17 protein-coding genes and 1 pseudogene are annotated in these 18,045 nt (G+C 60.6%); 2 read left to right on the top strand and 16 right to left on the bottom strand.

The window, feature by feature from the left end:
* Positions 1–33: 33 nt before the first annotated feature.
* Positions 34–1,053, top strand: a complete 1,020-nt coding sequence (gene istA / locus JNO50_RS01885) for an IS21 family transposase (protein ID WP_215796453.1) — start codon at positions 34–36, stop codon at positions 1,051–1,053.
* Complete coding sequence (gene istB / locus JNO50_RS01880; RefSeq protein ID WP_215796452.1) at positions 1,050–1,826, top strand: IS21-like element helper ATPase IstB; 777 nt, start codon at positions 1,050–1,052, stop codon at positions 1,824–1,826. The genes istA and istB overlap by 4 nt, the downstream gene beginning before the upstream one ends.
* A gap of 71 nt (positions 1,827–1,897) precedes the next feature.
* Here istB and JNO50_RS01875 read toward each other — a convergent pair.
* From JNO50_RS01875 to mnmG, 16 genes and pseudogenes are all read right to left on the bottom strand, one after another.
* Positions 1,898–2,098: pseudogene (locus JNO50_RS01875) on the bottom strand (transposase); the annotation flags it as partial.
* A gap of 1,361 nt (positions 2,099–3,459) precedes the next feature.
* The gene (glmS, locus tag JNO50_RS01870) at positions 3,460–5,289 is read right to left on the bottom strand and encodes a glutamine--fructose-6-phosphate transaminase (isomerizing) (RefSeq protein ID WP_189533468.1); all 1,830 of its coding nucleotides are present in this window, start codon (positions 5,287–5,289) and stop codon (positions 3,460–3,462) included.
* Between the two features lie 42 nt (positions 5,290–5,331).
* Positions 5,332–6,696, bottom strand: a complete 1,365-nt coding sequence (gene glmU / locus JNO50_RS01865) for a bifunctional UDP-N-acetylglucosamine diphosphorylase/glucosamine-1-phosphate N-acetyltransferase GlmU (RefSeq protein WP_189533470.1) — start codon at positions 6,694–6,696, stop codon at positions 5,332–5,334.
* 89 nt (positions 6,697–6,785) lie between these two features.
* Positions 6,786–7,208 (bottom strand): F0F1 ATP synthase subunit epsilon, encoded by a 423-nt coding sequence (locus JNO50_RS01860; protein WP_189533472.1) that lies wholly within the window; start codon positions 7,206–7,208, stop codon positions 6,786–6,788.
* Positions 7,209–7,219: 11 nt separating this feature from the next.
* On the bottom strand, positions 7,220–8,617 hold the full coding sequence (atpD, locus tag JNO50_RS01855) for a F0F1 ATP synthase subunit beta (protein ID WP_189533474.1): 1,398 nt from the start codon (positions 8,615–8,617) through the stop codon (positions 7,220–7,222).
* 43 nt (positions 8,618–8,660) lie between these two features.
* Positions 8,661–9,527, bottom strand: coding sequence for a F0F1 ATP synthase subunit gamma (gene atpG, locus JNO50_RS01850; RefSeq protein WP_189533475.1), 867 nt, complete (start codon positions 9,525–9,527; stop codon positions 8,661–8,663).
* A gap of 47 nt (positions 9,528–9,574) precedes the next feature.
* Complete coding sequence (gene atpA / locus JNO50_RS01845) at positions 9,575–11,119, bottom strand: F0F1 ATP synthase subunit alpha (protein WP_189533477.1); 1,545 nt, start codon at positions 11,117–11,119, stop codon at positions 9,575–9,577.
* 8 nt (positions 11,120–11,127) lie between these two features.
* Entirely contained in the window at positions 11,128–11,664 is a 537-nt protein-coding gene (locus JNO50_RS01840) for a F0F1 ATP synthase subunit delta (protein WP_189533479.1), read from the bottom strand.
* A 7-nt stretch (positions 11,665–11,671) separates the two neighbouring features.
* Positions 11,672–12,142, bottom strand: coding sequence for a F0F1 ATP synthase subunit B (locus JNO50_RS01835; protein ID WP_189533481.1), 471 nt, complete (start codon positions 12,140–12,142; stop codon positions 11,672–11,674).
* Positions 12,143–12,192: 50 nt separating this feature from the next.
* The gene (gene atpE, locus JNO50_RS01830) at positions 12,193–12,480 is read right to left on the bottom strand and encodes a F0F1 ATP synthase subunit C (protein WP_189533483.1); all 288 of its coding nucleotides are present in this window, start codon (positions 12,478–12,480) and stop codon (positions 12,193–12,195) included.
* 69 nt (positions 12,481–12,549) lie between these two features.
* Positions 12,550–13,359: a F0F1 ATP synthase subunit A gene (gene atpB, locus JNO50_RS01825; protein ID WP_189533485.1), complete on the bottom strand. Its 810-nt coding sequence runs from the start codon at positions 13,357–13,359 to the stop codon at positions 12,550–12,552.
* Between the two features lie 11 nt (positions 13,360–13,370).
* Positions 13,371–13,733: an ATP synthase subunit I gene (locus JNO50_RS01820; protein WP_189533487.1), complete on the bottom strand. Its 363-nt coding sequence runs from the start codon at positions 13,731–13,733 to the stop codon at positions 13,371–13,373.
* 92 nt (positions 13,734–13,825) lie between these two features.
* The gene (locus JNO50_RS01815) at positions 13,826–14,683 is read right to left on the bottom strand and encodes a ParB/RepB/Spo0J family partition protein (RefSeq protein WP_189533489.1); all 858 of its coding nucleotides are present in this window, start codon (positions 14,681–14,683) and stop codon (positions 13,826–13,828) included.
* A 2-nt stretch (positions 14,684–14,685) separates the two neighbouring features.
* Positions 14,686–15,477, bottom strand: coding sequence for a ParA family protein (locus tag JNO50_RS01810; RefSeq protein WP_189533491.1), 792 nt, complete (start codon positions 15,475–15,477; stop codon positions 14,686–14,688).
* Entirely contained in the window at positions 15,474–16,100 is a 627-nt protein-coding gene (gene rsmG, locus JNO50_RS01805; RefSeq protein WP_189533493.1) for a 16S rRNA (guanine(527)-N(7))-methyltransferase RsmG, read from the bottom strand. The genes JNO50_RS01810 and rsmG overlap by 4 nt, the downstream gene beginning before the upstream one ends.
* Positions 16,097–17,992: a tRNA uridine-5-carboxymethylaminomethyl(34) synthesis enzyme MnmG gene (mnmG, locus tag JNO50_RS01800; protein WP_189533495.1), complete on the bottom strand. Its 1,896-nt coding sequence runs from the start codon at positions 17,990–17,992 to the stop codon at positions 16,097–16,099. Before mnmG ends, rsmG begins: the two co-directional genes overlap by 4 nt.
* Positions 17,993–18,045: the final 53 nt, after the last annotated feature.

Raw genomic sequence — 18,045 nt, 5'->3', positions numbered from 1 at the left:
CTGGGGTAACGTGGTGGCTTTGCGCCGCCGATTATGTTGACCCAGGAGCAAGTAGTGGAAATCCAGATTTTGATCCGCCAAGGGAAGAGCATTCGGGAGATCACCCGAATGCTCGGCGTGTCGCGCAATACCGTTCGACGCCATCTGCGGGAAGCCAACAGCCACCGTTATAAAGAACGCCCGCCACGTCCGAGCAAGCTCGATCCATTTATCGGCTATCTGCGGCGCCGTATCCGCGAGGCGCATCCGCAATGGTTGCCGACCACGGTGTTGATGCGGGAGATTGAGCCGCTGGGGTACTCCGGCAGTCTGTCGTTGCTGAAGCAGTTTTACCTGCCCTTGAGACCGACGCGGTCACAAGACGCCGACCCGGTGGTGCGCTTCGAGACCGAGCCAGGCCAGCAGATGCAAGCCGATTTCGTGGTGTTCCGGCGCGGCGCCTCGCCATTGTCCGCATTCGTGGCCACATTGGGTTACAGCCGCTTGTCCTTTGTCCGCTTTGTCGACAGCGAAGACTTCGAATCGGTGCAGGAGTGCCTGTTGGCTGCCTGCCACTACTTTCACGGCGTCCCCCGTCAGGCCCTCTTCGACAACATGAAGACAGTGGTTCTGGAGCGCGATGCCTATGGGCCCGGGCAACATCGTTTCCATCCTGGGCTGCTGTCGCTGGCGAAGACGCTGGGCTTTGTGCCCAAGTTGTGCCGCCCCTATCGGGCCAAAACGAAAGGCAAGGTGGAGCGCTTCAACCGCTACTTGCGGGAAAGTTTCTACAACCCTCTGGCGAGCCGGCTCAAAGGTGCCGGCCTGCGCGTGGATGTGGCCACCGCCAACCGCGAGGTGGAGCGATGGCTGGCGGAAGTGGCCAATGTCCGCCTGCATGCCACGCTAAAAGAGCGGCCGCTTGACCGTTGGCGACACGAGCTCGATGCCTTACAGGCGTTGCCGCCCCGGAACACGACCCCGCCGGCCGCGGCCCTGGCTCGCGGCATGCCGTTTGAGTCGCTCCAGCACCCGCTATCGGTGTATGCCGCCTTGCTGGGAGAGGCCGCATGAACTTGCAACAAGAACGCATCGGCCATCTGTGCCGCCAATTGAAGCTGGAATCCATGGCCACCCTGTATCCGGCGGTGGCGCAGGACGCCGCGCGGGATGCGCTGCCCTACAGTGATTTCCTGGAAAGACTGCTGGAACGCGAGACCCGACTGCGCCAGGAACGTACACGTGAAGTCATGTTGCGGATGGCGGGGTTCCCCGCCATCAAAACCTTGGAGGAATTTGACTTTGGTTTCGCCTGTGGTGTCCCGAAATCGCAGATACAGGAATTGGCGGGACTGGCGTTTCTGGAGCGAGCCGAGAACATCGTCTTGATCGGTCCGAGTGGCATTGGCAAAACCCATTTGGCCACGGCGATGGGTATCCGCACAACGCAAGCGGGGTTGAAGGTGAAGTTCATTTCGGCGGCCGATCTGATGCTCCAACTGGGGGCGGCCCAACGACAGGGACGGCTGAAAGAGTACTTCAATCGTACCGTGATGGGGCCAAGCCTGTTGATCGTGGATGAAATCGGCTATCTCCCCTTTGGCCGGGAAGAGGCCAACCTGTTCTTCCAGGTGGTGGCCAAGCGCTATGAAAAAGGCTCGATGATCCTGTCGTCGAACCTGCCGTTCGGCCAATGGGCGACGACCTTTGCGGACGATGCCACGCTGACCGCGGCCATGCTTGATCGGTTGCTGCATCACGCGCACATCGTCAGCATGAGCGGAGAAAGCTATCGACTGAAAGACAAACGTAAAGCCGGGGCGGTCAAGAAACCGACCACCCCATGAGACCCGGGTGGGTCAGAGTTGAAATGTCGATGTGAGGGAATGGTGGGTCAGATTTCGGTTGTCGTTGACACAATCGCCGATAGACTGCCCTCCTGATAAAGTTTGCGCCACTTGAAGAGCTGATTGGGATTGAGCCCATGACGACGGGCCACGAGGGAAACCGACTGGCCGGGCATGAAGCTTTCGGCCACAATGGCCTGCTTCTCCTCGATGCTCCAGCGGCGGCGGCGCTCGGGTCCGAGTACGTCTGTCTTGTTGTTGGTGTTAGTCATAAACATAGCCTTAAACCTATCCCTTATTCTAAGCGGGAATCGGTGTCCTATGTTTCAGGGGGCTCATCCAGATCGAGCGAACGATGGGAGTGCCGATGAACCATATGTATCTAACTCAATCGAGGTATCCATGACGTCTTCGGAACCATTTCTCTATCGTCGGATGACTAAGCGTCAGCCTGGGGCCACGGGCACACTGGCCGAACACGAGGGAACTGCAGAGCCACGATTTGCGTTGCAGTCCACAGTAAATTGGATGCATGCCTTAGGGATCCAAGTACGCCGCCACGGCATCACCGGGCCGTCGATGCGAGCTTTCTACCTCAGCAAAAATCTCCAGCGCTTCAGCAGCATGACTGAGCCGGCTGCCAACACGGTATTCGAGCAACTGTTGATGGCGTTGCACCATTTGTCTGCTCTGAAAGCCATGAGCCAAGTTGGACGAGACCAGGATTTGGCACGCGTTGCCATCATGTCCTGGTATACGGGATCTACTGCGCAGCTAGCGCGATGATTGCGGCGAAGGATGGTTCGCAGCAACAGGACCACTCCGGCACCGCCACTCAGTGGGATCGTCAGATCGCAGCAATGGGCCGCTGTTACACCTTTTGACCTTCGGCTGACCACTTTGGTCGAAGTGGATGCGAAACAGGAAATCCAAGTCCTAGCAGGGCAACATGCAACATCAGTGAATCACCTGACAGTACGTGCCAGCAACGCTAGTGAGGCATATGCAGCCTGCTTGACTTACCTCTCTGGCACCCGGCAATACCATGAGCGGATGGTGTGAGAGAACCTATTAGTCCGCGAACTGGCAAAAGAGAGCCTAACCAATTTCCGGACATCTAAAGCCCGTCAACTGCGTGACGACCGATTACGGGGTAAATCCCTTGGTTTTTTGCACCAAGCGTTCCGTTATAGAGGCAAGGCCAACTACCGCGACGCTTTGTTCCTGACATATGAAGCACATGCAGCAACTGTGCTAAATGGATTTCTCGACGATCTAGCCACAGTACTGGAGGCGTTCGTGAACATGGCAGGTGCGTTTTCGGCAATTCGCATCGGGGCTTCCGATTGGCAGGCCTTCATTAACGATCTAGATGACCACCTAAACCTGCTGGTGAAGCCGTCTGATGTATGGCCTTAGAACATCTAACACTCAAACATTGAGCAAACAACAGATCATGTCGCCAGAAAAGCAAGAACCCCCGTGCAAACGGGGGTTCTTGCGGCCTGGACGCAGCTGCTTACTTAGTACTCAATCCGTAAAGTAAAGATTTTTATTAACTGGTTAAGAACTTTATTTTTCGGTAAAGCACTTTATTATTTCTTAATACACTAGTCTCTCAACAACCCGCGACTTACTCCACCGTCACCGATTTGGCGAGGTTGCGGGGCTTGTCGACATCGGTGCCGCGCGCCAGGGCAACGTGGTAGGCCAGAATCTGCACCGGAATCACATGCACCATCGGCGACAGAATGCCGACATGGCGCGGGGTGCGGATGACATGCACGCCTTCGGACTCCGAGAAATGGCTGTCAAGATCCGCGAAAACAAACAGCTCGCCGCCACGCGCGCGCACTTCCTGCATGTTCGACTTGACCTTCTCCAGAAGCGAGTCGTTCGGCGCGATCACCACCACCGGCATGTTTTCATCGACCAGGGCCAACGGACCATGCTTGAGCTCCCCCGCCGGATACGCTTCGGCGTGGATATAGGAGATTTCCTTCAGCTTGAGCGCGCCTTCCAGGGCGATCGGATAGTGCAGACCACGGCCAAGGAACAAGGCGTCGTTCTTGGCGGCGAAGAGATCCGCCCAGGCGCGGATCTGCGGCTCGAGGTTGAGCGCATGCTGCACCGAACCCGGCAGATGTCGCAGGGCATCAAGGTAACCGGCCTCTTGCTCCGCCGTCACCCGGCCCTTGACCTTGCCCATCGTCACCGCCAGAGCGAACAGCGCCACCAGCTGGGTGCTGAACGCCTTGGTCGACGCCACGCCGATCTCGGCGCCGGCCCGGGTGTAGAACACCAGTTCGGAAGCACGGGGAATGGCGCTTTCGCGCACATTGCAGATCGACAGCGCCACGGTATGCCCCAAGTGCTTGGCGTACTTGAGCGCTTCCATGGTATCCAGAGTTTCGCCGGACTGGGAGATCGTGACCACCATGTGGCGCGGATCCGCCCAGGCATCGCGATAGCGGTATTCGCTGGCGATCTCGACATCGCACTGGATGCCGGCGATGCTCTCGATCCAGTATTTGGCGGTCAGACCCGCATAATAGCTGGTGCCGCAGGCCAGGATCTTGATGCCTTCCACACCGGGCAGCAGGGCCTCGGCCTTCTCGCCGAACAGGGCGGGAACAAAACCGTTGTCCAGCACCGCTTCGATGGTATCGGACAGCGCCTTCGGCTGCTCGTGGATTTCCTTCTGCATGAAGTGGCTGTACGGCCCCAGTTCCAGCGAGGCGAGCGACACATCGGACAAGTGAATCTTGCGTTCGACCGGCGCGTCGTTCAGATCGACGATACGCACCTCATCGCGCGTGATGCGGGCCAGATCGCCCTCTTCCAGGAACACCACGCGGCGCGTGGCGGACAGGATGGCGGAGACGTCCGAAGCAATGAAGTTCTCGCCTTCGCCCAGGCCGATCAGCAGTGGGCACCCCATCCGAGCGGTGATGAGCTCGTCCGGACGGTCCACGGCGATCACGCCGATCGCGTACGCACCGGTCAATTCGCGCACCGCGGCGCGCGTCGCCGCGAAGAGATCCTTGTGGTTCTGATAGTAGTAATGAACGAGGTGGGCGATCACCTCGGTATCGGTCTGCGATTCGAAGACATAGCCCAGCGCCTTGAGGCGCTCGCGCTGCTCTTCATGGTTCTCGATGATACCGTTGTGCACCACCGCCACCTGGCCATGCGACACATGGGGATGGGCATTCGGCTCGGTAACGCCGCCGTGCGTCGCCCAGCGGGTATGGCCGATCCCCAGAAAACCCTCAAGACTCTCCGCCGCCGCCGCGTTCTCCATTTCCGCCACGCGGCCTACCCGGCGCACACGGCGGATCGCGTCGCCGGACAACACGGCGATGCCGGCGGAATCATAACCCCGATACTCCAGGCGCTTGAGCCCATCGACCAGTACCGGCACCACATTGCGGGCGGCAATCGCCCCGACAATTCCACACATGGACACATCCTCGAATCAGGCGGCCGCAAGACCGCCGCTGAATTATTGTTTCTTTTCCGGGCGCTTCCAGCCCGCGATCGTCACCTGGCGGGCACGGCCAACGGTCAGTTCGCCGGCGGGCGCGTTGCGCGTGATCACCGACCCGGCACCGACCGTGGAACCGGCCTCCAGGGTAACGGGGGCGACCATCATGGTCCCCGAACCGACGAATACATTGTCTTCTATCGTGGTCAGGAACTTGTCGACGCCATTGTAATTCACCGTCACGCAGCCGGCACCAACATTGACTTTGCTGCCGATACTGGCGTCGCCGATATACGTCAGGTGATTGACCTTGCTACCCGAGCCGATGCGGGATTTCTTCACTTCCACGAAGTTGCCGATATGCACGTGATCGAACAACTCCGCCCCCGGGCGCAGTCGCGCATAAGGGCCGATCTTGCAGGCCTCGCCCACCACGGCGTTCTCCAGATGAGAAAACGCGGCGATATCGGCGCCGTCGGCCACATTCACGTTCTTGAGCACACAGTTCGGTCCGATGCGCACATTGTCGCCCAGCGCCACATCGCCCTCGAACACGCAATTCACGTCGATGCTGACATCCTTGCCGCAACGCAGCGTACCGCGAATATCGATCCGCGCCGGATCGGCGAGCCCCACCCCGGCCTCGAGCAAGGCATGCGCCTGGTTGCGCTGCAGGATGCGCTCGAGTTCGGCGAGCTGCACCTTGTTGTTGACTCCGGCGGCTTCCCAGGAATCGGCCACCGCCACGCCCGCGACATCTAGACCGTCCCGCGCGGCAAGACCGATCACATCGGTCAGATAGTACTCGCCCTGCGCATTGCTGTTCTTGAGGGCATCCAGCCACGCACCAAGCTTCGCGTTGGGCAGAACCAGCATGCCGGTATTGATTTCGCGAATCCGGCGCTGTTCTTCGGAACAATCCTTCTCTTCGACAATACCGACGACGCGATCATTCGCATCGCGCACGATGCGGCCATAACCGGTCGGTTTGTCGAGCATATCGGTCAGGACCGCGGCCCCGTCGCCCGCGGCCTCCAGCAGCGTCTGCAAAGTGGAAGCCCGCGTCAGGGGCACATCCCCGTACAGCACCAGCGTGCGGCCGTCGGCGGGTAAAAGCGGCAGGGCCATTTTCAGGGCATGGCCGGTACCGAGCTGCTCGGCCTGTTCGGCCCATTTCACGTCGTTGTCGGCGATGGTTTCGCGCACCTTCTCGCCGCCATGGCCGTAAACCACGACGAGGTTCGCCGGGGAGAGTTCCCGGGCGGTGCGAATGACCCGTTTGAGCATGGGTTCGCCGCCGATCGGGTGAAGCACCTTGGGAAGAGCCGAATACATGCGCTTGCCTTTGCCGGCAGCGAGAATGACGATACTCAAACGGTTCATGGCGTTAAGCATTCTTCTGTTCAATGGAAAGCAAAAAGGCTGCCACTTGCGTGGCAGCCTGCACTATACACGAATCGTGTCTGGCACAATCAGTGGACGCGCTTTCTGAGGTAATCGAGGGCCTTGAGTTCCGCAATGGCCACTGCCAGGGCAGCGTGCGCATTGGCGGTTTCAAGGTCGTCGGTCGCCTTCTTCAGGGCATCCTCTGCGGCACGTTTGGCCTCGCTGGCCTTGGCCTCGTCGAGATCCTCGCCGCGGATCGCCGTATCGGCAAGGACGGTAACCAGGGAGGGCTGAACTTCCATCATGCCCCCCGAAACGGCTACCAGAACTTCTTCCTTGCTGCCCGGGACTGTCAGACGCAGTATACCGGGCTTGATGCGGGTCAGGAGCGGCACGTGACGCGGATACACCCCGATCTCACCTTCCTGGGCCGGAGCCACGAGGAACTCGGCTTCACCCGAGTAGATGAGCTGTTCGGAGCTGACCACTTCAACATGCATCTTGGCCATCAGACCTCTCCTTAGTTAAGGGTCTTGGCTTTCTCGACGGCTTCTTCAATGGAGCCGACCATGTAGAACGCCTGTTCCGGCAGATGGTCGTACTCACCGCTGAGAATGGCCTTGAAGCCCTTGATGGTTTCACGCAGCGGAACGTATTTGCCCGGCGAGCCGGTAAACACTTCAGCAACGTGGAACGGCTGGGAGAGGAAACGCTGGATCTTACGTGCACGGGCGACCAGCAGTTTGTCCTCGGCGGACAGTTCGTCCATACCCAGAATGGCGATGATGTCGCGCAGTTCCTTGTAACGCTGCAGCGTGGACTGAACGCCACGGGCGACGGAGTAGTGCTCGTCACCCACCACCAGCGGATCCAGCTGGCGGGAAGTGGAGTCCAGCGGATCCACGGCCGGGTAGATACCCAGGGCGGCGATATCACGGGACAGTACGACGGTCGCGTCCAGGTGGGCGAAGGTGGTCGCCGGGGACGGGTCGGTCAAGTCGTCGGCAGGGACGTAAACGGCCTGGATCGAGGTGATCGAACCGGTCTTCGTGGAGGTAATACGCTCCTGCAGACGGCCCATTTCCTCGGCCAGCGTCGGCTGGTAACCCACCGCGGACGGCATACGGCCCAGCAGCGCGGACACTTCGGTACCGGCCAGGGTGTAGCGGTAGATGTTGTCCACGAACAGCAGAACGTCGCGGCCCTTGCCGTTTTCGTCCTTCTCGTCACGGAAGTGCTCGGCCATGGTCAGACCGGTCAGCGCAACGCGCAGACGGTTGCCCGGAGGCTCGTTCATCTGGCCGTAAACCATGGCCACCTTGTCCAGAACGTTCGAGTCCTTCATTTCATGATAGAAGTCGTTGCCCTCGCGGGTACGCTCACCAACACCGGCGAACACGGACAGACCCGAGTGCGCCTTGGCGATGTTGTTGATCAGCTCCATCATGTTGACGGTCTTGCCCACGCCGGCGCCGCCGAACAGACCCACCTTACCGCCCTTGGCGAACGGACACAGCAGGTCGATCACCTTGATGCCGGTTTCCAGCAGGTCGGTGGCGCTCGACAGTTCGTCGAACTTCGGTGCGGGTTGGTGGATTTCGCGACGGTCTTCCGTTGCGACCGGGCCCGCTTCGTCAACGGGGTTGCCCAGCACGTCCATGATGCGACCCAGCGTGGCGGTGCCGACCGGTACGGAAATTGCCCGACCGGTATTGGCGACGGCCATGCCGCGCTTCAGGCCGTCGGAGCTGCCCATGGCGATGGTACGCACCACGCCGTCGCCCAGCTGCTGCTGGACTTCGAGCGTCAGATCGGTGTCGACCAGCTTCAGGGCATCATAAACCTTTGGCATGGCGGTACGCGGAAACTCCACGTCGATCACCGCGCCAATGATTTGTACGATTTTGCCTTGGCTCATTATCGGTTCCTAAACTCAATAAACTTTTACAGGCTGCTCGCGGTCAGACCGCGGCGGCGCCGGCCACGATTTCGGACAGCTCGGTGGTAATGGCCGCCTGCCGCGACTTGTTGTACACAAGGCGCAGCTGCTTGATGGCATTACCCGCGTTGTCGGTAGCGGCTTTCATGGCGACCATACGGGCCGCCTGCTCGGAGGCCATGTTTTCGGCCAGCGATTGATAGACCACCGACTCCAGATAGCGCCGAACCAGGAACTCGAGGACGGTGAGCGGATCCGGCTCGTAGAGGTAATCCCACGAGTGGCTATGCTCGACGACCATGTGTTCCGGGGTCAGCGGTACGAGCTGTTCCAGCACCGGCTCCTGCTTCATCGTATTGATGAAGCGCGAGTAGACGATATACACCGCGTCCAGCTCGCCCTCGGCGTACTTCCTGAACAGCACCGTAAGCGGGCCAATCAGTTTTTCCATTCTGGGCACATCGCCCAGTTGGGTGGCGCTGGCGACGACATTCATCTTCGCGCGCTGGCAGGCCGCGAGGCCTTTCTGTCCGAGGCAGCACACATCGACTTCGATGTTGCTGTCCTGCAGATCCTTCACCTTCGCGAAGAAGCGCTTGAGCGTGTTGGCGTTGAGGCCGCCGCACAAGCCCTTGTCCGAAGTGATCAGGATAACGCCGGCACGCTTGATGGTGTCGCGCTGCGTCAGCATCGGGTGTTCGACATCCGTGTTCGCCTGAGCGAGGTGCGCCATGACTGTGCGCACCTTCTCGGCGTAAGGACGGGCAGTGCGCATACGCTCTTGCGTCTTGCGCATTTTCGAGGTCGACACCATTTGCATGGCTTTTGTGATCTTCTGCGTGTTTTGCACGCTTCGGATCTTGGTGAGAATCTCTTTGCCGACTGCCATATCCTGAACCTTTCTTTTGCCTAAGTCGTGTTACGTTGGCGAAAGGCTCAGTTGTAGCTGAAGCCGGCTTTGAACGATTCCATCGCCTTGACCAGGATCTGTTCGTGATCGCCGGAGAGGTCACCCTTCTCGTCGACGGCCTTGAGCAGATCGGCATGGTTGGCGCGAACGAAAGCCAGGAAGGACGCTTCGAATTCCAGTGCCTTCTTGACCGGCACGTCTTCGTAGTAGCCCTTGTTCACGGCCCACAGGGTCAGCGCCATTTCGGACGTCGACAGGGTCGAGAACTGCTTCTGCTTCATCAGCTCGGTCACGATCTCGCCATGCAGCAGCTGCTTGCGGGTGGCTTCGTCGAGGTCCGAGGCGAATTGCGAGAACGCCGCCAGCTCGCGGTACTGGGCCAGAGCCAGACGAATACCGCCGCCGAGCTTCTTGATGACCTTGGTCTGGGCCGCGCCACCAACGCGGGATACCGAAATACCGGCGTTGATGGCCGGACGGATACCCGAGTTGAACAGGTCGGTTTCCAGGAAGATCTGGCCGTCGGTAATCGAAATCACGTTGGTCGGAACGAACGCGGATACGTCGCCGGCCTGGGTTTCGATGATCGGCAGGGCGGTCAGCGAACCGGTCTTGCCCTTGACGGCGCCGCCGGTGAGCTTCTCGACTTCGACTTCGTTGATGCGCGAAGCACGCTCCAGCAGACGGGAGTGCAGGTAGAACACGTCGCCGGGGTACGCTTCACGGCCCGGGGGACGGCGCAGCAGCAGCGAGATCTGACGGTAGGCGACAGCCTGCTTGGACAGGTCGTCGTAAACGATCAGGGCATCTTCGCCGTTGTCGCGGAAGTATTCACCCATCGAGCAACCCGCGTACGGAGCGATGAACTGCAGGGCGGCCGCTTCGGAAGCGGAAGCCGCGACGATGATGGTGTGAGCCATCGCGCCGTGTTCTTCCAGCTTGCGCACCACGTTGGCGATCGAGGAAGCCTTCTGGCCGATCGCGACGTAAATGCAGATGACGCCGGTGCCTTTCTGGTTGACGATCGCGTCCAGCGCGACAGCGGTCTTGCCGGTCTGACGGTCGCCAATGATCAGTTCGCGCTGACCGCGGCCGACCGGAACCATCGAGTCGATGGCCTTCAGGCCGGTCTGCATCGGCTGCGACACCGATTGACGCGCAATCACGCCCGGGGCGATCTTTTCGATCGGGGACGATTGCTTGGCGTTGATCGGACCCTTGCCGTCGATCGGCTGGCCCAGCGCGTTGACAACGCGGCCCACCAGTTCCGGACCCACCGGAACTTCCAGGATGCGTCCGGTGCAACGGACTTCGTCGCCTTCGGAAATATGCTCGTACTCGCCCAGAATCACCGCGCCGACCGAGTCGCGCTCCAGGTTCATGGCGAGGCCGAAGGTGTTGCCCGGGAATTCGAGCATTTCGCCCTGCATCACGTCTGCCAGGCCGTGGATACGAACGATACCGTCAGTCACGGAAATAACCGTACCTTTGGTACGGGTTTCTGCGCTTTCGGACAGGTTCTGAATCTTCGCCTTGATCAGATCGCTGATTTCAGAGGGGTTCAACTGCATGATCTCTCCTAATTCTTGAGGCTTGCCGCCATGGCGTGCAGTTTGCCGCGAACGGAAGTGTCGATGACATCGTCACCGATCAGCACCCGCACGCCGCCGATCAGGTCGGCGTCGACATGCACCTCAAGGCGTACGGTCTTGCCGTACTTGCGGGACAATGTCGCGGTGAGTTCGGTCAACTGATCGTCGGACATCGGGAAGGCGCTTTCGACGACACCGTCGACCACACCCTCCGCTTCGGCTTTCAGGAGCTCAAACTGTCTGGCAATTTCCGGCAGCAGCAAGAGACGATTATTCTCGATGAGGGTCGCAACGAAACGCTTAACGTCTTCGCCGCCACGCTCGCCGAGCACGTCCAGCATCAGCGCCTCAACCTCTTGTGCGGTATGTTTCGGGTTGGTGACCACCTCGGCCACGTCCGGGTTATTCACCATGGCAGCCAGCCACGCGAGGGCCTCCGACCAGCTGTCCAGTCGTTTCCCTTCGGTGGCGAGGCTGTATACCGCTTCGGCGTAGGGCCTTGCTACGGTAATGATTTCTGCCATGAGTTATTTAAAACTCCGCTTTGATGGAGGCTAACAGATCAGCGTGCCGAGCCGGGTCGATTTCGCGACGCAGGATCTTCTCCGCGCCGGCGACGGCCAGGTCTGCCACGTGCGCGCGCAGGGTTTCCTTGGCGCGCAGGACTTCCTGATCGACTTCGGACTTGGCTTCCGCCACGATGCGGGCGCCTTCGGCGCGAGCCGTGTCCTTGGCCTCGTCAACGATCTGGGAGGCGCGCTTTTCAGCGGCCATGACGATTTCGGTCGCCTGCTGGCGAGCCTTGTTCATCTCGTCGGCGACGCGTTTTTCGGCGGCTTCCAGATCCTGCTTGCCACGTTCTGCAGCGGCCAGGCCATCGGCGATGCGCTTGGCCCGCTCGTCCATCATGTTGGTAAGCGGAGGCCAAACAAACTTCATGGTGAACAGTACCAGGAGGGCGAAGGTGATCGCCTGCCCTACCAGTGAAATGTTAAATTCCACGCTTGTTTTCCTCCAGTGTGGTAACTACAACAACCGTTGTCGCGAAACGCTTAGTGAGCGGCCTTCAGGGCGGCGATAGCGGCGGACAGGAACGGGTTGTTGAAGGTGTACAGCATGGCCACACCAACACCGATCATGGAAATAGCATCGAGCAGACCAGCGATGATGAACAGCTTGGTTTGCAGAACCGGGATCATTTCCGGTTGGCGAGCGGACGACTCGAGGAACTTGCCACCGAGGATGGCGAAGCCCAGAGCGGTACCGATCGCGCCCAGACCAATGATCAGGGCAGCAGCCAGCACGGTCATCGACTGGATCTGAGAAACGAGTGCTTCCATTTAAATCTCCTAAGACAAAAGCAAGGATGGTTGGTAAAAGGGTAAAAATTTACAACAAAATACAAACGCTTAGTGGCTTTCCACCGCCAGGCTCAGGTACACGATGGTCAGCATCATGAACACGAAAGCCTGCAGGGTGATGACCAGAATATGGAAAATCGCCCACGGAGTACCCAGAATCCACTGGGCGCCGATCGGCAGCAGCGCGATCAGGATGAAGATCAGCTCGCCGGAGTACATGTTCCCGAAAAGACGAAGGGAGAGCGAAATCGGCTTGGCCAGAAGTTCGATCATCTGGAACGCGAAGTTCACCGGAGCGAGAATCGCGCCCATCACCGGGCCTTCCGCGTGGAACGGCGCGGTCAGGAGTTCCTTGGTGTAGCCGCCGAGACCCTTGTGGGAAATCGAGAAACCGATGATGCAGAGCATCACCGACAGCGACATCGCGAAGGTGGCGTTCACGTCGGCGGACGGTACGACGCGCAGGTAGACGTGATGCGGATCGTGCCCCATCGCGGCGCCGATATACTGGGCGATCATCGGCAGCAGGTCGACGGGCAGCATGTCCATGGCGTTCATCAGGAACACCCAGCAGAAGATCGTCAGCGCCAGCGGGGCGACGACCTTGCTCTTGGCGTGGAAGACTTCCTTCACCTGGGTGTCGACCATCTCGATGATCATTTCCACGAAAATCTGCAGACGACCCGGGTTTTCCAGCTTCGCGGAACGGGCGACGAGGCCGAACACGGCGGCGAAAATGAAGCCCAGGATCAGGGAAATGGAGAAGGTATCGACGTGCAGGCTCCAGAATCCGGCGGACGGATCCGAATTCCAGAAAGTCAGGTGGTGCTTGATATAGTCAGTCGCGTTGATTGCCATTGCTCAATTTCTCAATTTTTGATTAGAAGCCCGAACCAGTAGCCGGCGACCGTGGCCAAATATCCGCCGAACAGACCCGCTACCGACAAATCCTTGAAAAACGCCATTGCCGCCCCAAACATCACCAGTGTCAGGATGAATTTTGCCGCCTCGCCCTTGAAATGGGCGCGCATCAGTTCGGACGGTGGCACATGGCGCCTGGCGTAGGCGATCCTGATGTAGACCAGTGCCGGCACGATGCCGGCGAGCCCGCCGATCAGGATCGAAACCGGAAGCGCGAACGACGCGCCGCCAAGCGCGACGCCAAGTAGTGCCGCGACTACAACGAGCCGGGCCTGCAGGCGCACAATGCGCTTAACTTCCGGATAGACCATTTGCAGTAAACTTAAAAAATCGCACGATTATAGGCCGCGCACCTTGACAGCGTCAACCGCGCCGACCGGCCACCGCCATGACATCGGCAGGATCAGAGACTTGATTTTGCTTGCAGTTTTTCCAGAATCCCGTCCAGTTCGTCAAGCGAGGCGTAACGGATCGTGATTTGCCCTTTTCCAGCAGATCCATGCCGAATGGATACTTCTGCTCCCAGCCAGTCAGACACTTCGCCGGCCAGTCTGTCGATATCGGGATCCCGGCGCTTTGGGGCGGCCGGAGCGGTTTCGCCCTGCGCCAGCTCCCGCTGCACGCGACGCTCCACGTCGCGAACCGACAATCCGTCCTCGGCGGCTTCACGCGCCAGGTTCACCTGATCGATCACCGGCAGCGCGAGCAGCGCGCGGGCGTGCCCCATCTCGATGTGGCCATCGTGCAGCAGCGCCTGGACCGGTTCCGGCAACGCCAGAAGGCGCAGCAGGTTGGATACCGCGCTGCGCGAGCGCCCGACGGCGCGGGCGGCGCTTTCGTGGGTCATGCCGAATTCGTCGATCAGGCGACGCAGACCCTGCGCCTCCTCGACCGGATCGAGTTCCTGGCGTTGAATGTTCTCGATCAGGGCCATCGCGAGCGCGGCCTCGTCGGGAACCTGCCGGATCACCGCGGGAATCTCGTCGAGGCCCGCCAGTTGCGCGGCGCGCCAGCGACGTTCGCCGGCGATCAGTTCGTAGTCGCCGAACCCGGTCTCCCGCACCACCACGGGCTGGATCACGCCCTGGGCGCGGATCGACTCCGCCAGTTCTTCGAGCGCCTCCTGGCGCATGCGGGTTCTTGGCTGATACTTGCCGGGGCGCAGACGCTTCACCGGAAGTGTCTGCAGACGATCCTCCGCGTTGTCGGTGACAGATAGCAGAGCGTCAAGTCCGCGCCCGAGTCCTTTGAGTTTCGCCATGATCAATGGGTATGTGATACGGAGGGTTGTTCGATGCGCGCCAACAGTTCGGCCGCCAGCGCCTGGTAAGCCTGCGCGCCACGGGAAGTCGGGTCGTACACCAGGCCCGGCAGACCGTGGCTGGGAGCCTCGGCAAGCCGCACGTTGCGGGGGATGACCGTTTCGAACACCTTGTCGCGAAAATGCTGGGCCAACTGGGCCGCGACCTGTTGCGACAGGTTGCTGCGCACGTCGAACATGGTTCGCAAGAGACCGAGTATTTCGATTTTCGGATTGATGGCCGCGCGCACCTTGCGCAAGGTTCCGACGAGGTCGGACAATCCTTCGAGGGCGTAATATTCGCACACCATGGGGATCAGCACGCTGTCGGCGGCGACAAGGCCGTTGAGCGTCAGTAGATTGAGCGAGGGCGGGCAGTCGACGAGAATGAAATCGTATTCCTGCGCCACCAGCCCCAGGGCGGTTTTCAGGCGCTGCTCCCGCGCCAGCTCGTGGACGAGCTCGAGCTCGGCCCCGCCGACATCGCGGTTGGCCGGCAGCACGTCGTAACCACCCTCACGCGCCGTCTGCCGCGCTTCGAGCGCGGTGGCGTCGCCGATCAGCACATGATAGACGGAAACCTCGAGATCGTGCTTGGCGATCCCGCTGCCCATCGTCGCGTTGCCCTGCGGATCGAGATCCACGATGAGCACGCGGCGTCCGAGCTGCGCCAGCCCGGCGGCGAGATTCACCACCGTCGTGGTTTTGCCCACTCCGCCTTTCTGGTTGGCGATGGCGATGATGCGGCTTTTCATCTTGGCACGACTCTCACCAGATGGCGTTCGGCATCAAGCCCGGGCACCCCGACGCCCAGCACTTCGCTGGCTCGCGTATCCTCGGGCAGGGAAGCGATCTCCTCGTAGGGATAGACGCCCTTCATCGCCAGCCACTGTCCGCCCGGCGCCAGAAGATGGCGCGTCAGGCTCACGAATTCGCCCAGTTCGGCGAATGCCCGGCTGGTGATGCGGTCGAACGGCGTGTCGGGCCGGTAAAGCTCCACGCGCGAGGTGATCACCTCGACGTTGACAAGCTTCAGTTCGATGACCGCCTGGCGCAGGAAGGTGGTTTTCTTGTGATTGGCGTCCAGCACCACCACGGACAGGTCCGGACGCGCGATGGCGGCGGGGATGCCCGGCATGCCGCCGCCCGAACCGACATCCAGCAGGCGGGTGCCGCCGTCAAGATGAGGCACCAGAGTCAGGCTGTCGAGCAGATGGTAGCTGACCATGCGCGCTTCTTCGCGAACGGCGGTCAGATTGTAGGTCTGGTTCCATTTGGCCAGGAGCGAAAGATAGCCCCCGAGCAACGCCGTCTGGCCGCCCGTCAGGTCGATTCCGAGCTGTTCGATTCCCCTGTTGAGTTCGGCAATATGTGTCATGCGGTTTTCTTGGCGTCGGTAAAGCCCCGTTTCAGATGCACCATCAGGAGCGCCACCGCCGCCGGGGTGATCCCCTGTATGCGCGAGGCCTGGCCGAGTGTTTGCGGCCGTTGTGCGTTCAGCTTCTGCTGAACCTCCTTGGACAGTCCCTTGACGAGGCTGTAATCAATATCGTCCGGAAGACGGATCTCTTCCAGATTGTCGCGTCGCGCCAGTTCGTCGTTCTGGCGGTCTATGTAGCCTTGGTATTTGACCTGAATTTCCACCTGCTCGGCAACCGCCTCGTCAATCCCTGGCGCCTGGGCGTCCGGCAGCGACATGAGGGCGCTGTAGGTGACAGCAGGGCGCTTGAGCAAGTCGAGCAGATTGTACTCCCGCTCGAGACGTTTGCCGATGACCTTGTCCACGGCATCCATATCGGTTATCCGGCTTGGATGAAGGAATGTGGTTTTCAGGCGCGCCTTTTCCGCTTCGATCGCATCGCGCTTGCGGCAGAAGGCCTCCCACTGCGCATCGCCGACCAACCCGAGCCGGCGCCCCGCTTCCGTCAGGCGCAGATCGGCGTTGTCCTCGCGCAGTTGCAGCCGGAATTCCGCGCGGCTGGTGAACATGCGGTACGGCTCCTGCACGCCCTTGGTCACCAGATCGTCGACCAGCACGCCAAGATAGGCCTCGTCGCGCCGCGGACACCAGGCCTCTTTCTCGCGCGCGAACAACGCGGCGTTGAGCCCGGCCAGCAAGCCTTGCGCCGCCGCCTCTTCATAGCCGGTCGTACCGTTGATCTGACCGGCGAAGAACAACCCGGCGATGCTTTTGGTCTCGAGCGACGATTTGAGGCCGCGCGGATCGAAGTAATCGTATTCGATGGCGTAGCCCGGTCGCAGGATGTGGGCATGTTCCAGGCCGGGAATGCTGCGCACCGCGGCCAACTGAATGTCAAATGGCAAACTTGTCGAAATGCCATTAGGATAATACTCGTGAGTATCCAGTCCCTCTGGCTCGAGGAAGATCTGATGGCTGTCCTTATCGGCAAAGCGGTTGATCTTGTCCTCGATGGACGGGCAATAACGCGGCCCCACCCCTTCGATCACGCCGGTGAACATCGGGCTGCGATCGAAACCGGAACGGATGATGTCGTGGGTTTCCAGCGTGGTATGGGTAATCCAGCACGGCAGCTGCTTCGGATGCATGGCGCGGTTGCCGCGCGCGGAGAAGACCGGCTCGGGCGAATCGCCGGGCTGGACCTCCATCACGGAGAAATCGATGCTGCGGCCGTCGATGCGCGGCGGCGTGCCGGTTTTCAGTCGCCCCACCGGCAGGTCGAGTTCGCGCAGGCGTTCGCCGAGCGTGGCGGCGGCCTGATCGCCGGCACGGCCTCCGGCATAGTTTTCCATGCCGACGTGGATCTTGCCCGACAGGAAGGTGCCGGCCGTCAACACCACGGTTCGCGCCATGAAACGCAGACCGATCGCGGTCACGACACCCGCTACGCGGTCGCCTTCGACCAGGATGTCGTCGACCGGCTGCTGGAACAGCCACAAGCCCGGCTGGTTCTCCAGCATGTGGCGGATCGCCGCCTTGTAGAGCACGCGGTCGGCCTGGGCGCGCGTGGCGCGCACCGCGGGCCCCTTGGACGCGTTGAGGGTGCGGAACTGGATGCCCCCCATATCGGTCGCCAGCGCCATCGCGCCGCCGAGGGCGTCGACCTCGCGCACCAGATGGCCCTTGCCGATGCCGCCGATGGAAGGATTGCAGGACATCTGTCCCAGCGTCTCGATATTGTGGGAAAGAAGCAGGGTTCGGCAACCCATGCGAGCGGCGGACAATGCCGCCTCGGTGCCGGCGTGCCCGCCGCCCACAACGATCACGTCGAAGCTTGTCGGATAGTTCATGGCAAGGAAAGGGAGATCAGTCGAACGAAAAAACAGATCATTTTACTTCAAAA

This window comes from Paludibacterium paludis, assembly GCF_018802605.1.
GTDB classification, from domain to species: domain Bacteria; phylum Pseudomonadota; class Gammaproteobacteria; order Burkholderiales; family Chromobacteriaceae; genus Paludibacterium; species Paludibacterium paludis.
Note: the sequence above shows the minus strand (reverse complement) of the source record. Positions and strands in the feature narration are given on the sequence as shown.

Coding starts and splice junctions, on each gene's coding strand:
- istA (WP_215796453.1), top strand. CDS start 34: ATGTTGACCCAGGAGCAAGTAGTGGAAATCCAGATTTTGATCCGCCAA.
- istB (WP_215796452.1), top strand. CDS start 1,050: ATGAACTTGCAACAAGAACGCATCGGCCATCTGTGCCGCCAATTGAAG.
- glmS (WP_189533468.1), bottom strand. CDS start 5,289: ATGTGTGGAATTGTCGGGGCGATTGCCGCCCGCAATGTGGTGCCGGTA.
- glmU (WP_189533470.1), bottom strand. CDS start 6,696: ATGAACCGTTTGAGTATCGTCATTCTCGCTGCCGGCAAAGGCAAGCGC.
- JNO50_RS01860 (WP_189533472.1), bottom strand. CDS start 7,208: ATGGCCAAGATGCATGTTGAAGTGGTCAGCTCCGAACAGCTCATCTAC.
- atpD (WP_189533474.1), bottom strand. CDS start 8,617: ATGAGCCAAGGCAAAATCGTACAAATCATTGGCGCGGTGATCGACGTG.
- atpG (WP_189533475.1), bottom strand. CDS start 9,527: ATGGCAGTCGGCAAAGAGATTCTCACCAAGATCCGAAGCGTGCAAAAC.
- atpA (WP_189533477.1), bottom strand. CDS start 11,119: ATGCAGTTGAACCCCTCTGAAATCAGCGATCTGATCAAGGCGAAGATT.
- JNO50_RS01840 (WP_189533479.1), bottom strand. CDS start 11,664: ATGGCAGAAATCATTACCGTAGCAAGGCCCTACGCCGAAGCGGTATAC.
- atpE (WP_189533483.1), bottom strand. CDS start 12,480: ATGGAAGCACTCGTTTCTCAGATCCAGTCGATGACCGTGCTGGCTGCT.
- atpB (WP_189533485.1), bottom strand. CDS start 13,359: ATGGCAATCAACGCGACTGACTATATCAAGCACCACCTGACTTTCTGG.
- JNO50_RS01820 (WP_189533487.1), bottom strand. CDS start 13,733: ATGGTCTATCCGGAAGTTAAGCGCATTGTGCGCCTGCAGGCCCGGCTC.
- JNO50_RS01815 (WP_189533489.1), bottom strand. CDS start 14,683: ATGGCGAAACTCAAAGGACTCGGGCGCGGACTTGACGCTCTGCTATCT.
- JNO50_RS01810 (WP_189533491.1), bottom strand. CDS start 15,477: ATGAAAAGCCGCATCATCGCCATCGCCAACCAGAAAGGCGGAGTGGGC.
- rsmG (WP_189533493.1), bottom strand. CDS start 16,100: ATGACACATATTGCCGAACTCAACAGGGGAATCGAACAGCTCGGAATC.
- mnmG (WP_189533495.1), bottom strand. CDS start 17,992: ATGAACTATCCGACAAGCTTCGACGTGATCGTTGTGGGCGGCGGGCAC.